At 69.7% G+C, this 13,740-nt stretch carries 13 protein-coding genes and 1 pseudogene; 5 read left to right on the top strand and 9 right to left on the bottom strand.

The genetic code is table 11. The features are described 5' to 3' along the window. Positions 1–3: 3 nt before the first annotated feature. A complete protein-coding gene (locus IFY26_RS13635; protein ID WP_232549554.1) occupies positions 4–549 on the top strand; it encodes an NUDIX hydrolase in 546 nt (181 codons plus the stop codon). 397 nt (positions 550–946) lie between these two features. On the opposite strand, the gene IFY26_RS13630 is transcribed toward IFY26_RS13635, so the two are convergent. The 3 genes from IFY26_RS13630 to IFY26_RS13620 all read right to left on the bottom strand — a co-directional run bounded on the left by IFY26_RS13630 (position 947) and on the right by IFY26_RS13620 (position 3,696). Beyond that, positions 947–2,548 carry an ATP-binding cassette domain-containing protein gene (locus IFY26_RS13630; protein WP_232549553.1) on the bottom strand — a complete coding sequence of 534 codons (1,602 nt, stop codon included), beginning with the start codon at positions 2,546–2,548 and terminating at the stop codon, positions 947–949. A 214-nt stretch (positions 2,549–2,762) separates the two neighbouring features. Next, the gene (locus tag IFY26_RS13625) at positions 2,763–2,951 is read right to left on the bottom strand and encodes a hypothetical protein (RefSeq protein WP_232549552.1); all 189 of its coding nucleotides are present in this window, start codon (positions 2,949–2,951) and stop codon (positions 2,763–2,765) included. A 316-nt stretch (positions 2,952–3,267) separates the two neighbouring features. Continuing rightward, positions 3,268–3,696 (bottom strand): DUF1761 domain-containing protein, encoded by a 429-nt coding sequence (locus tag IFY26_RS13620; protein WP_232549551.1) that lies wholly within the window; start codon positions 3,694–3,696, stop codon positions 3,268–3,270. Positions 3,697–3,889: 193 nt separating this feature from the next. On the opposite strand from IFY26_RS13620, the gene IFY26_RS13615 reads away from it, so the two are divergent. From IFY26_RS13615 to IFY26_RS13605, 3 genes are all read left to right on the top strand, one after another. Continuing rightward, positions 3,890–4,384, top strand: coding sequence for a glycoside hydrolase (locus IFY26_RS13615; protein ID WP_232549550.1), 495 nt, complete (start codon positions 3,890–3,892; stop codon positions 4,382–4,384). Between the two features lie 27 nt (positions 4,385–4,411). Next, positions 4,412–7,105: a discoidin domain-containing protein gene (locus IFY26_RS13610; RefSeq protein ID WP_232549549.1), complete on the top strand. Its 2,694-nt coding sequence runs from the start codon at positions 4,412–4,414 to the stop codon at positions 7,103–7,105. 173 nt (positions 7,106–7,278) lie between these two features. Continuing rightward, complete coding sequence (locus IFY26_RS13605; protein ID WP_232549548.1) at positions 7,279–8,295, top strand: family 43 glycosylhydrolase; 1,017 nt, start codon at positions 7,279–7,281, stop codon at positions 8,293–8,295. A 67-nt stretch (positions 8,296–8,362) separates the two neighbouring features. Here IFY26_RS13605 and IFY26_RS13600 read toward each other — a convergent pair whose 3' ends face one another. The 3 genes from IFY26_RS13600 to IFY26_RS13590 all read right to left on the bottom strand — a co-directional run bounded on the left by IFY26_RS13600 (position 8,363) and on the right by IFY26_RS13590 (position 11,473). Beyond that, a complete protein-coding gene (locus IFY26_RS13600; RefSeq protein WP_232549547.1) occupies positions 8,363–9,223 on the bottom strand; it encodes a carbohydrate ABC transporter permease in 861 nt (286 codons plus the stop codon). Next, positions 9,220–10,101, bottom strand: coding sequence for a carbohydrate ABC transporter permease (locus IFY26_RS13595; RefSeq protein WP_232549546.1), 882 nt, complete (start codon positions 10,099–10,101; stop codon positions 9,220–9,222). The genes IFY26_RS13600 and IFY26_RS13595 overlap by 4 nt, the downstream gene beginning before the upstream one ends. A gap of 97 nt (positions 10,102–10,198) precedes the next feature. Continuing rightward, positions 10,199–11,473, bottom strand: coding sequence for an ABC transporter substrate-binding protein (locus IFY26_RS13590; RefSeq protein ID WP_232549545.1), 1,275 nt, complete (start codon positions 11,471–11,473; stop codon positions 10,199–10,201). A gap of 145 nt (positions 11,474–11,618) precedes the next feature. Between IFY26_RS13590 and IFY26_RS13585 the strand changes: the two genes are divergently transcribed. Then, on the top strand, positions 11,619–12,611 hold the full coding sequence (locus IFY26_RS13585) for a LacI family DNA-binding transcriptional regulator (RefSeq protein ID WP_232549544.1): 993 nt from the start codon (positions 11,619–11,621) through the stop codon (positions 12,609–12,611). Here the strand turns inward: IFY26_RS13585 and IFY26_RS13580 are convergent. From IFY26_RS13580 to IFY26_RS13570, 3 genes and pseudogenes are all read right to left on the bottom strand, one after another. Beyond that, complete coding sequence (locus tag IFY26_RS13580) at positions 12,578–12,967, bottom strand: type II toxin-antitoxin system VapC family toxin (protein ID WP_232549543.1); 390 nt, start codon at positions 12,965–12,967, stop codon at positions 12,578–12,580. The genes IFY26_RS13585 and IFY26_RS13580 overlap by 34 nt on opposite strands. Beyond that, positions 12,964–13,197 carry a type II toxin-antitoxin system VapB family antitoxin gene (locus tag IFY26_RS13575; RefSeq protein WP_232549655.1) on the bottom strand — a complete coding sequence of 78 codons (234 nt, stop codon included), beginning with the start codon at positions 13,195–13,197 and terminating at the stop codon, positions 12,964–12,966. The genes IFY26_RS13580 and IFY26_RS13575 overlap by 4 nt, the downstream gene beginning before the upstream one ends. Before the next feature lie 292 nt (positions 13,198–13,489). Continuing rightward, positions 13,490–13,740, bottom strand: a pseudogene (locus IFY26_RS13570) (transposase); the annotation flags it as partial.

Here is a 13,740-nt window from a genome sequence, read left to right as displayed (position 1 = left end):
CGCATGCCGATCCACGACGACGTCCTGGCCACGCTGCGCACCTGGGAGCCGCCCACGTGGGAGCAGGCGGCGTTGCGCGAGGCCTACGTCGGGTTGCTCCTGGCCCGCCCGGACGCCTGCGCCCGCACCTGCACGCCGGGTCACATCACGGCGTCCACCCTCGTGCTGGACGCGACCGGTGGCCGCATGCTGTTGACGCTGCACCCCCGCATCGGTCTGTGGGTGCAGCTTGGCGGTCACCTCGAGCCGGAGGACGGTTCGCTGCTCGCGGCGGCGCTGCGCGAGGCGACCGAGGAATCCGGCATCGAGGGGTTGGTGATCGACCCCGAGCCGGTGCAGTTGTCGGTGCATCCCATCACCTGCAAGAACTCCCCGCCGACCCGCCACTTCGACGTGCGCTTCGTCGCCTGGGCGCCGGCGGACGCCGTGGCCGTCCGCAGCGAAGAATCCCGAGATCTGCGCTGGTTCTACCTCGACGCCCCGCCCGAGGATTTCCGGCCCGACACAAGGGAGCTCGCCCACTGGGCGGCCCGGCGACCGCGGCCGTGACCAGGTAGCTGGGGTCTGGCCGGTTGAGGGGCCGAATGAGCGCGGCGGGCTGAGGGCGGCAGCGCGTAGGGAGCCGGGGTGCGGCGTGGGCTGCGGCGGCGGGCGCGGCGTCGGCTGAGGGGCCCTGCCGGTAAGGCCGCCTCCCCTGGCGGACGCCTCGCCACCCTGCCCGTAAGTCCGCCTCCCTGCCCCTAACGCCGCTTCCCTGGCAGACGCCTCGCCACCCTGCCCGTGAGTCCGTCTCCCTGCCCCCAACGTCGCCGCCCTGCCGTCCGTCCACCACCCCAGCGCTGCAACGCTAGGGTCGTGCGTTCTCGTCAGGGTCGCGGTGCCAGCGGCAGGGTCGCGGCGCCAACAGCAGGGACGCAGCGCCAGCGGCAGGGTCGCGGCCGGCAAGTCAGGCCTCACCTCCGGCCGGCGGGTCGACGCCGACGTCCTTGAGGGCCCCGTCGCCGAGCTCCAGGTGACGTGCCACCCCCAGCCGGGTGAGGAAATCGTCGTCGTGGCTCACCACCAACAGCCCCCCGCGATAGGACGCCAGCGCCTCGACCAGCACGTCGACGGTACGGCGGTCGAGATTGTTGGTCGGCTCGTCGAGCACCAGCAGCTGCGCCGGGGGCTCGGCGAGCAGCAGGGCGGCCAGCTCGACGCGGAACCGCTCGCCACCAGACAGGGTGTTCAGCGGCCGGAACACGTCATCGCGCCGCAGCCGAAACCGCGCCAGCCGGTTGCGCAGCTCCCCCGCGGGGACGGTGGGCGCCAAGGCCGCCACCCGCTCCAGGGCGGTCGTGCCGGCGTCCGCGGCCAGACGCTGGGGCAGGTAGCCGACGCGGTCGGTCAGCAGCCGGGGCACCACCGGCCCGGACGGCGCCTTTCGACCGAGCAGGCTCTCGAGCAGCAGCGTCTTTCCGGCCCCGTTGCGGCCCACGAGCGCGACCCGTTCGGGGCCTACCAGCGCGTGCACCACATCACCCACGATGAATTCGGCCAGCCGCCGCCCCGCCCCGACCCCCGGGTCGGGCAGGTCGATGCGGACGCCCTCGTCGTCGCGCAACCGGTCCTCCGCGGCGTCCACGGCGGCCCGGGCGGCCTCCACCTTGTCGGACGCCTCGGCGCGTAGGCGTCCGGACTTCTTCTCCGCGCGGTTGCGGTAGAAGTCGGCCGCGGCCTTGCCCTGACCCTCGGCCCGGCGGGATCGACCGATGCGCTCGTTGCGGGCGATGCGCTGCTCGGCCAGCGCCACCTGACGCCGCTCGACACGCAGCGCGCCCTGCGCGGTCTGGACGGCGCGCTGCGCCGCAGCCTGCTCGGTGGCCACCTGCTCGGTGTACTCGTCGAACGTGCCGCCGTACACGGTGACGGCCCCGTCGCGGACCTCCGCGATGGCGTCCATGTGGTTGAGCAGCTCGGCGTCGTGGGAGATGACGAGCAGGGTGCCCGACCAGCGTCCCACCAGGGAGTACAGGGCGCGCCTGGTGGGGCGGTCGAGGTTGTTAGTGGGTTCGTCGAGCACCACGACGGGCGTCCGCGCGAGCCGCAGGCCGACGAGGGCGGCGAGGACTACTTCCCCTCCCGACATCGCTGCCACGGGTCGGTCGAGCTCGATGGCGAGGCCCACCGCGTCCAGCTCGGCGCGGGTGCGTTCGGGCAGATCCCAGTCGGAGCCGACCGTGTCGTAGTGCGCCTCGTGGACCGATCCGCCCTCGATCGCGGCCAACGCGTCGAGCGTGGCGCGGACGCCGAGCAGGTCCGCCAGCGTCGCACCCGGGGTGGTGGTGACGGTCTGCGGCAGGTGGGCGACGTCGCCCACGACGTCGACGTCCCCCGACGTCGGGGTGAGGTCACGCGTCACCAGGCGCGCGAGCGTGGTCTTCCCCGAGCCGTTGTCTCCGACGATGCCGGTGCGGCCGTCGGAGAAGCTCGTGGTGAGATCGTCGAATTGAACGGTGCCGTCCGGCCAAGCCAGCCGGACGTGATGAAAGGTGATGGGGTGAGGCATGCGGGTCTCCGATCGTCAGCGGGGCGCTGACGCGGGCCCGCGGGCAGCAGGCGACGCTCAGGGTCAGCGCGGTGTCAGCGGCTGCTGCGATCGGTCACAGGAGATCCTCACCTCGGGGATGCGACCCCGCCAGTCTGGCAGCGTCGTCGGTGCCAGAGCAATCCCGGGCGGTCGGGACGCCGCCTCGGGCGGCACGGTCGGGGTGCGCCCGCGCTCAGCACCGATCGGCCACGGGGACGCCGACCGGGTCGCGCCGCCGCGCGAGCATGCGCCGCTGGGCGTCCGCCAGGCGAAGGTCGCGCGTGTCAGCGTCGCCCGGGTCGTCGTTGCCATCACGACCGATCAGCCAGACCAGACCTCGGCCATGCTCCGGGTCGTGCCGGGCGAGCTCGGCGTCGTCCACGACCAACGCGATGGCATACGTGAGCCGCCCGGCCGCCTCGCGCTGCGCCCAGTCGAGGGCCTGCAGCAGGTCGCAGTCGGTGAGGTCGTGGGTGGAGGTCTAGCCGTGGGTGGCGTCCGGACCGCTGCCATGCAGGTAGACCCGGAAGCGCGGGCAGTCGTTCTCCCACGAGCTGTCCCGCTCGTCGACCTCGATGATCTCCACACGCCCAGTGAATCACCAGGGTGCCCACCGTGGTGCCTCCAGGTGCGGCCGGACGTGGTCGTCGTTCCCGGCGCTCAGGCGGGCCGGGCACCTCGACGCCGCCCCGGAGGGCTCAGCCCGGTGGCAGCAACCCGATGGCCAAGGCCATCGCCATGATCGTCACGAACTCGTTGAGCAGCGTGTAGGGCGTCACTCGGAGGCCACGGGGCTCGAACACGTCGTGCACGAAGAAGCGCGAGGCGGTGAGCCCCACCCACAGAATCAGAGCCGTGACGAGGGCGTTCACGAGAAACGAGCCACCGTAGAACTCCTGGGCCAGCCAGGCCGCGCCGGCCAGCACCCACGCGGTGACGAAACTGGCCACCATGATCGAGGGGTACACCCACGGCTTGGGTCCGGCGCTCACCGATGCGTCGGTGTGGCCCACCGCCGCCATCCAACGGGTGCCCATGACCTTGGGGTGGTAGAAGACGAAGCCCACCACCATCGACGCGATCACGGCGGCGAGGACGGCCCAGTAGTTGATCTCGGGAATGCTCACCGGCGCATCATAGGGCCGAGGAGCACCACGAGGCCGTTGAGCCCGGCCACGAGACCTTCGGCCTCGACAGACCCCGGACGACCCCGACCGGCAGCACCCTTGACGCGCCCCACGCCTGCCCTCCACACTCAGCACTGACACGTGCCACCCACGGTGGCGGTCATTCATCACCGAGCCCGCGCAAAGGAGCGTCGTGAAGTTCAAGCCTGTTGCCTCCCTGGTCACCCTCAGTGCGCTCCTCGGCACCGTGCTGGGCTGCGTCCACCCCGTTCCGGACGCCGACGCCAGCACCGCCGCGGGCGGCAGGGTCGCGGTCACCTACACCTCGTACAACGAGGACGAGGGCCTGTACCGGCTCAGCCCGCAGCCCGACAAGACGCTCGGCCCGATGACGGACGCCGCCACGACCACGCTCATCGTCGACCCGTCGATCACCCACCAGTCGTGGGAGGGCTTCGGCTCCACCCTGGAGGACACGACGATCTACCACCTGATGCGGCTGAGCCCGGCCAACCGGGAGGCGGCGCTCCAGGCCCTGTTCTCGGAGGCGAACGGCAACAACTTCAATCTGATGCGCACCACCATCGGATGCGCCGACTTCTGCCGCACGGCCAAGACCACGGGGTTTTGGACGTACGCCGACAACGGCGGCGTCCCGGACCCCACCCTCGCCAGCTTCTCGATATAACGCGACATCGACGACGGCAAGATCGCGGTGATCCAGGACATCCTGCGCATCAACCCGGAGGTGCGCCTGTTCGCCTCGATGTGGTCACCGCCGGCCTGGATGAAGACCAGCAACAGCATCGTGGCCCCCGACAACGCCCACTGCCACGCGATGCCGGCCAACTGGCACACCGTGCACCACGGCGCCGCCACGGGTTCCGGCGTCGACTACTACCCCGTGCTCGCCCAGTACTACGTCAAGTACATCGAGGCCTACCGCGCCCTCGGCATCCCCATCTCGGTCGTGTCCCTGCAGAACGAGCCGGACATCGCGCGCACCTATCCCACGAACTGCTGGACGCCCGAGCAGGGGTCCGAATTCGCCGCCGTCCTCAAGGACGCCTTCCGGGCGGCAGGCATCACGACGCAGATCTGGGGCATCGACGACAACCAACACACCGCCTTCGGCGTGGTCGACGAGCTGCTCACGACCCCGGGGGGGCGTGACGACGTGGACGGCGTCGGCTACCACAACTACGACGGCCAGCCCTTGTGGACGGCCGAGGCGGTCCACGCGCAGTGGCCCACCGAATCGGGCCACCTGACCGAGATCACCCAGGGCGCGAACAAGCTGATCGAGTACCTCCGGGCCGGGCTGAGCTCCTACAACGGCTGGGGCATGATGTTCGAGTTCTCGACCCGTGACGGCGTGTTGTACAACGCCGGGCCCGGCTGGTGGCAGGACATGCCCGTCAACCGGTCCGACCCGGACGCCGACACGCCCCCGGTCATCTGGCCCAAACCGGGCGACCCGAGCAACTTCGAGCTGAACACGTACTACTACATCCACGGCGCGTTCTCGCGGCACCTGCAGCTCGGGGCCCAGCGGATCGACAGCCCGGGTCGCATCGGGAATCTCACCAACGTGGCCTTCCGCAACCCCGATGGCACGGTGGTGGTGATCGTCGTGAACCGCCCCGACACCCGCTACATCACCACCGTGGAGAACACGCCCCCGGCCACCGTGCGGGTCGCCACGCCTGATGGCGCCTTCACCGACACCCTCCCCGGCGACACGATCGCCACCTATGTCCTCTCCCCCACGGTGGGTGACGCAGTGCCCCGGACGGGGTGGGCCGCCACGGCGTCCCACACCCATGACGCCTACACCGCGCGGCAGGCGATCGACGGCCAGTCGGCCACCCGCTGGATGTCCGGGGTCGACCAGGCGCCCGGCCAGTCGTTCGTCGTCGACCTCGGCGCGGTCCGGACCTTCGACCAGGTGACGCTGAACCAGATGGAGTACCCCTCCGACTTCCCTGCTGGGTACGCGGTGCAGACGTCGGTGGACGGGACGACCTGGGGGCCCGTCGTCGCCCGGGGCGCCGGCACGCCGGCGCTGACCACCATCACCCTTCCACCGCAGTCGGCGCGCCACGTGCGCATCAGCCTCACGGCGAGTGCCCCCCGGTGGTGGTCCATCGGCGAGGTGTCGGTGTTCAACGCCGGACGCGGCGTCCTCCCGCTCGCCGGTGGCCTCACCACCACCGCGTCGGCCTCGCACACGGCGGCCGGCCACGCGCCGGGCCAGGCCCTCGACGGCTCGGCGTCCACCGCGTGGACGACCGGTGTCGCGCAAGCACCCGGGCAGTGGTTCCAGGTCGACCTGGGCAGGCCGCGCACCTTCAACGCGATCCACCTGAACTCCCACGTGAACAGCGGAGACTTCGCACGGGCCTACATCGTCCAGACCTCCGACGACGGCACCACGTGGAGCGATGTCGTCGCGCGCGGCAACGGGCAGACGGGCGATTCCCACGTCTGGCTCGGGACGCGGACGGCGCGTCACCTCCGCATCACCCTGCAGGTGGCGTGGGAGGTCAACCCATGGACCATCCACGAGTTCCGGCTGCTCCGGCTCGCCGAACCACCGCTGACGCGTCAGGGGTGGACGGCCGCGGCGTCCCACAGCGGCGACGCCACGAGCCCGAACGCGGCGCTCGACGGCGATCCGGCCACCCGCTGGACGAGTGGCGCCGCCCAGGCCGACGGCCACTGGTTCCAGGTGGATCTGGGGGCGAACCGATGGGTGAACGGGCTGCGGCTCGACAGCGGCCCGTACGCCGGCGACCGGGGACGGGCCACCAAGGTGCAGTTGTCGCACGACGGCGTCCGGTGGCGCACGGTCGCCGACGTCGAGGGCCTGGCCGCCGCCAACCTCGTGCTGTTCCCTGTGTCCGAAGCACGCTTCATCCGGGCCGTCCAGACGCTGCCGGCCGCGTCCAACTTCTGGTCGATCGCCGAGGTGGACGTCTTCGGACCGCGGGAGACGACATCCCGCCTGACGCGGTTGCCGCAGCACGGGTGGACGGCCACCACCCAACCGGTCGGCGACGGCGACCCGGCAAACGGGATCGACGACCGGCTCACGACCCGCTGGGCGTCCGGGACTGCCACTGCGGGTGGCGAGTGGTTCCAGATCGACCTGGGCGCCACCCGCACGGCCCGCGCCGTGCAGGTCATCACCTCCGGCCCGATGGAAGCCGGACGGGACCACGCGCGCGGTTACGACATCTATGTGTCGAACGGCGACGGGTGGGCCAAGGTGGCGACCGGCCAGGGGTACGGGCCGGTGCTGCTGGCCGAGTTCGACCCCCAGCAGGTGCGCTACGTCCAGGTGCGGCAGACCGGTTCGAGCGACACCGCGTGGTGGAGCGTCGGCGAGGTGCACGTCCTCGCCTGAACGGGAGCGGCCCGGGCCTGGCACATTTTCTTTCGACACGGGCCGCCTTTTCCAGGCTCACCTCTGGCCTGTTGGTGACACGTGCCAGTATACTGATCGGCAGCTGCGTCCAGCGAATCAGAGGAGAGGACGGGATGGTGCAGGAACAAAGGCAATCAATCACTCCGGGGCAGGTGTGGTTGGACACCAAGGGAGAACGCATTCACACCCATGGTGGATCCATCATCACCGTCGACGGGGTGTACTACTGGTACGGGGAGAACAAGGAGAAGACGACACCGGGGGGCAGCATCTGGCACTGGGGCGTCCGGTGCTACCGTTCCACCGATTTGTACAACTGGGAGGATCTCGGCACGATCATTCCCCCGGACGAGGACGACCCCACCTCCCCGCTGCATCCGGAGCAGTACCTCGACCGCCCCCACATCCTCTACAACGCCACCACCCGGAAGTTCGTGTGCTGGGTGAAGGTGATGACACCCGGGGAGCCCACGCAGCGCTCGACGGTGCTGGTGGCAGACGCCATCACGGGGCCCTACACGATGGTGCGCAGTTGGCTGAAGCCGCTCGGCATGAACGCCGGCGACTTCGACCTCGTGACGCACCCCGCCGACGGCAAGGGCTACTACTACTTCGGGCGCGTGCACTCGGAGCTGATCTGCGCCGACCTGACCGACGACTACACCGATGTGACGGGGTACTACTCGACCCACTTCCCGCGCCTGCAGCCCCCGTTCGTGCGGGAGGCGCCGTCCTACTTCACCCGCAACGGCCTGCACTACCTGCTCACCTCGGGCACGACCGGCTACTACCCCAACCCGTCGGAGGTGGCCGTCGCGCCCACCTACCACGGGCCCTTCACCGTGCTCGGCGACCCCCACCGGGGCGACGCGTCGCGCACGTCCTACCACGCCCAGATCTCATCGGTCTTCAAGCATCCGGGCAAGAAGGACCTGTACATCGCGTTGGGCGACCGCTGGCTGCCGCACTACCTCGACGACAGCAGCGCGGCGCTGGCCGCCTTCGAGGAGCACTTCGGACGCCCCGAGGGCGGCGACGCGACGCCCATGGCCGAGCTCGCGGCCATCGACACCGCCCAGGCCGACTACGTGTGGCTGCCCCTCACCTTCGAGGGTGACCAGGTGTTCATCGACTGGCGCGACGAATGGCGCATCGAGGATTACGACTGAGCTGTCGGTCTGCACGCAGAAACAACGCGGCGCCCCCGATTCCGGATCGGGGGCGCCGCGTCCTTTCTCAGCCCTTGAGCGCCCCGTCGGTGAGGCCCTTCATCACCTGCTGGTTGAGCAGCAGGAAGATGAGCAACGTGGGGACCACCGAGATGCAGATGGACGCGAACGTCGGCCCCCATTCGGTCTGCCCATAGGTACCCACAAAGTTGAGCAGGCCGGCCTGGATCGTGCGGGAGTCGTTGGTGGTCGTGAAGGTGATCGCGAACAGCAGGTCATTCCAGAAGAACAGGAACTGCACGACCGCGATGGTCAAGATGGCATTGCGCAACATGGGCAGGGAGATGCTCCAGAACACCCGGTAGATGCTCGCCCCGTCGATCACGGCGGCCTCGATGATCTCCCTCGGCAGCGACCGGTAGTAGCCGGCCATGATGAAGACCGTCATGGGCAGGCCCGTGGCGGTGTAGGTCACGATGAGGGCGAGCGGGGTGTTCAGGATGCCGCTGCGCACGTAGATCGCGAACAGCGGGAGCAGGATCATCTGCAGCGGCACCATGAGGCCGGCGAGGAAGAGCAGCAACACCCCGTCGCGTCCGCGCCAGCGCATGACCTCCAGGCCGAAGCCGGCCATCACGCCGAGCAGGAGCAACAAGACGATCGACGGGAACGTGGCCACGGCGCTGTTGGTGATGTAGCGCGCCATGTTGCCCCGCGTCCAGGCGTCGGCGTAGTTCTGCCAGTACAGACCCTCCGGCAGCGCCCACATGGGGTTCCCGGAGAACTCCGTGGGCGCCTTGACCGAGGAGAGGAACAGCCAGACGAGGGGGACGACCTCGATGGCGATGAGCAGCGCGAGCCCGGCCAGGCCGAGCAGGCGCCCCACCGTCACGCGGGGGCGTCCGTGCGCCGAGGTCAGCGCGGTCATGAGGTCAGGTCCCGTCGTGCGCCGCGGAAGATCGCCACGGTGATCGCCAGGCAGAACAGCGTGAGTGCCATCGCGATCGTGCTGCCCTCGCCGTACTCGCCGTAGGCGAAGGACGTGCGGAACATCAGCAGGGTGAGCGGGGTGGTCGCCCCGTTGGGGCCGCCGCCGGTGAGGGCGTACACGGAGTCGAACACCTTGATCGTGCCGTTGATGCTGAAGATCAGGCTGGAGATGACGACCGGCAGGACGGCCGGGAGCACGATGTACCGGACGAGCGACAGGCGGTGGGCGCCGTCGAGCCGCGCCGCCTCGATCACGTCGTCGGGGATGGCGACGAGGCCGGCGTACAACAGCACCGCGTAGAAACCCATGGAGCGCCAGACGTCCATGATGACGATGATCCAGAAGGCGGGGCCGGGTTGGCCCAGCCAGTGCACCATGTCGAAGCCGAAGGCGTCCATCGCGAGGTTGACCGGCCCGGGTTGCGGCACGATCTCAAACAGCTTGACGAACAACTGCCCGACGGCTGCGGTGGGCAGCACCATCGGGAAGAACACCAGCGTGCGGATCAGCGCCGAGGACCGGCGCAGCACGAAGACGTACAGCAGGGCCAGCGCGAAGCCGGCACCGACCTGGAGCACCGTAGCGACGAGCGCGTACTGCACGCTGAACCAGGTGGCCTGCCAGAACAGCGGGTCGGACGCCACGGTCGTGTAGTTCTCGAACCCCACCCACGAGAACCCGCGGATCGGGTTGCCGCCGAAGAAGGTGTAGCCGATCGACCAGAGGATCGGCACCACCATGATCACCGTGTAGAGCGCGAGCGCCGGCGCGACGAAGAACCAGATGGCGCGCCGATCGCCGAGAACCTTCTCCATGCCACCTCCTTGGCTGCGGTGTGTGCCCGGTGCGAACGGCGGGCCGTCGTGGGCCCGGGGTGCTCCCCCGGCCCCACGACGAGCCCGCCGTCTGGCCCTACTGGGCCGCCTGCACCTGCTCCATGAACTGCTCGGCGGTCAGACCGCCCGACACCAGCGCGGTACCACCCTCCTGCGAGGCGGCCGTGCCCTCGGGCGACTGCAGCGCCTCGAACCACGGCACGAACTCGGTGAGCCCCGAGATGGTCTCCGCCGACTCGGCCACGAGGGGCGAATCGGAGACCGCGTCGGTCTGGAACCCGGTGATGATGTCCAGATCCTCCATCGCGACCGTGCCGTAATTCTCCACGAGGTACTTCAGGAACTCCTTCACCTCGGGGGTGAGCGTCTTGGCGTTGACCGCCATCGGCAGGCCCACGTTGGCCGGGGTCTGGGTGACCTCACCGGCGCCGCCCTCGACCGCCGGGATCGGGAACCAGCCGATGTTCTCCTCGCCGATCTGGTTGACCTCGGGGTTCGTGAAGTCCGACAGCACCCACGTGCCGTTGTAGTAGATCGCCGCCTCACCCTGCAGGAACATGTCCTGCGCCGGGCCGTACTCCAGGGCGCCCGGCGCCGGGCCGAAGTAGCCGGCGTCGGCCCAGTTGCGGACGACCTGGGCGGCCGCCACGTACTCCGGGTCGGTGAACGAGGCCTCGCCGTCGGCGACCGCACGCAGGGCGTCCGGGCCGAGGTCGCGGTGCAGGTAGCCCGCGATGAGGCGGGTCACCGGCCACCCGGCGTTGCCGGCCGTCGCGAAGGGCTGGACGCCCGCGGCCTGCAGCGTGGCGGCCGCCGCCTCGAGGTCGGCGAACGTCTCGGGGGGCTCGATGCCGTGCTCGGCGAACAGCTCCGTGTTGTACCAGAACCCCTCGGCGCCGACCTCCAGCGGTAGGCCGAGCAGCTTGCCGCCGTACAGCCCCTTGATCACCGAGACCGAGAACGGCGTCAGGTTGTCGAGCACGCCCAGCTCCTCCAGCACCGGCTCCAGGTCGGCGACGAAGCCGGCCTCGTGGAGCTCGATCAGCTGGGAGGGCGTCCCGATCTGGAAGAACGTCGGCAGCTGGTCCTGCGACGCGAGCAACTGGATGCGCTGATCCATCGACGCGTCGAGCTGCTCCATCTCGAGGGTCGCTCCGTTGCCGTAGGAGTCGACGAGCGCTTGCATGGTGTGGTTGCTGCCCGCACCCTCGGCCGATCCCGTCATGAACGAGATCGCGAGGGGCTCTTCGGCCGATGGCGTGGTGGTCGTCGTCCCGGTGCCGGACGCACAACCGGCGAAGACGAGGGCGAGAGCTGTGCCGGCGGCAGCGGCGGCGATTCTGAGCCGCATGATGGCCTCCTGATGAACCTGTCGAGACACCCGTCGTCTCGAACACGAGGATCGTAGGAGCATCTACTTGCACGTGTCAATGGCTTTACTGGCACGTGTCATGCCGAGCCGCCGGCACGGCCCACGCGTGCGCTACGGTGTCGCCATGTCCAGCCCAGGGGCAGACCCCGCACGGCGTCGCGTCACCAGCACCGACGTCGCACGGGAGGCCGGCGTGTCCCGTGCCACGGTGAGTTACGTCCTCAACCGCGACTCCCGCCAATCGATCCCTGAGACGACCCGCCAGAAGGTGTTGGACGCCAGCGCACGGCTCGGCTACCGGCCCTACGGGCCCGCCCGGCTGCTGCGCGGCGCCCGGAGCAGCGTGGTGCTGATGCTCACCCAAGGGCTCGAGCACGCCTCGGACTTCGTGGCGACCGGCATCATCACCAGCCTAGGCGCGGCCCTGCGCCAGCACGGCCTGCACCTCGTCTGGCAACTCGGGGCCGAGGAGTGCGACACGGCGATCGATCTCGCCCCCGCGGTGGTGCTGACGTCGGTTCCGGACGGCGATCCGTTGATCGACGAGCTCTCGGAGCAGTTCTCCGTCCCGGTCCGCTCCGCCTTCCCCCACCTGGACGCCTTCCTCGCCGCCTCCGCGGCGGCGCAGGTCGAACACCTGGTGGCCCGCGGACGCCAGCGGCTCGCGTACGCGGCGCCCTCCCGTCCGGAGCTCGGAGCGACCGCGGCGATCCGGCACCGCGCGGCCGACGCCGCTGCGGCCGCAGCGGGAATCCCCCTCCCCCACCGGTTCGAGGTCCCGGACGATCGCGCTGCGGCTGGCGCGGCCCTGCGCGCCGAGCTCGCGGCGCACCCGGAACTCGACGGCATCTGCGCGTTCAATGACGAGGTCGCGTTCACCGTGCTCGCGGCGGCGGCCGATTGCGGCATCGTGGTGCCGTCCCAGATCGCCGTGATCGGCGTGGACAACCATCCGCTCGGGCCCCTGACGATTCCCGCCCTGTCCACGGTCGAATCGGACGTGACCGAATTCGTCACCCAGTTCGCCGCCCACGTCGCTCAGCTCGCGGCAGGCGAGGCCGCGGAGCCGCCGCTGCTTCCCGATCAGGCACACGCCGTACCACGGGCCTCCACCTGAGCGGGCCTTAAGCCGGCGGATGTCCGGCGGGCCGACCCAGTCGATGTGCCGCTCACGTCAGGCTCTCCGGCAAGTTTCGCGGCAGCATAGGCGAATCCGGTGCCCCGCCCGTAGCGGTACCAGGCCTCACGTGCCGCCGCCGCCTGACGCGCATCAAGCGCGACCGCCTCGACACTCGCAGCACGCAGCAGCTCGTCAATGTCGTCCTGACGCGTACGTCCGACGACGATGCCGGTCTCGATCAGCGCGCCGGCCGAGATCCAAGTGTGGCTCGACTCCTGCAGGGCGCGAGCGATCGAGGGCGCGTCGGACTCCGCCTTCAAGATGGCGACGAGCGCGGAGGAATCGACGATCATCGAGGCATCCCCTCCTCGTCGTACAGATCGGCATCGGTGAGGAACGCCTCACTCCGCGCCGCAGAACGGCGCCCGATCTCCATGAGGCGGTCCGCCATTCCTGCACGTTGGGCGTCCACGCGCTCCAGCGCCTCGACCAGCGCCCGTCGGACGGCTCTAGTCGCGGTGATCCCCTGTCGCGCAGCCAGACGGAGCGCCATCTCGTGCACCTCGGGATCCTTGATGTTCATCGCTGGCACAGCCAAAATCCTACCTTTTCCAGGTAGAAAAGGAGCCTCGTCGCCGGTGGGGCGGGTGGCCAAGACAGCGCTCCATAAAGCAAGAGACCCCCTACCTAAGTGGGAGAGGGTTGCCGTTTGGTGGACCCCCGTAGAGAGTTCGAGAGCCCCTGCGCGGCCTGAAGAACTGTGGCTTCTCGCAGGTCGCGGGGCGTCTACCGACGCCACCGGAGACCGTCAGAACCGTTCGTAGTGGACTCGCGAGGGCGGATAGGGCGCAGTTGGGATGATTCAAACCGGCTCATCACAATCGAGGGTGTAAGTGCGGTCTGAAGCCGCCGGTCGCCAGGAGTGATCTGGCGATGTAGTTGGTGAGGTTGCGCCAAGCCGAGGGCGCCGCCACGGAGGTGATTGAGGCGGCCATTCAGGGCCTCGGTGGGGCCGTTCGAGGTGCCGGGTCGGTGGAAGTAGGCGAGGATGTCGGCGGCCCGCTTAATCAAGGTGCGGCCCAGGGTGATGACCTCGCGTAGGGCGCCGGGCACGCCGCTGCCGATA

This window comes from Propioniciclava soli (genome assembly GCF_014858005.1).
GTDB lineage: Bacteria > Actinomycetota > Actinomycetes > Propionibacteriales > Propionibacteriaceae > Propioniciclava > Propioniciclava soli.
Note: the sequence above shows the minus strand (reverse complement) of the source record. Positions and strands in the feature narration are given on the sequence as shown.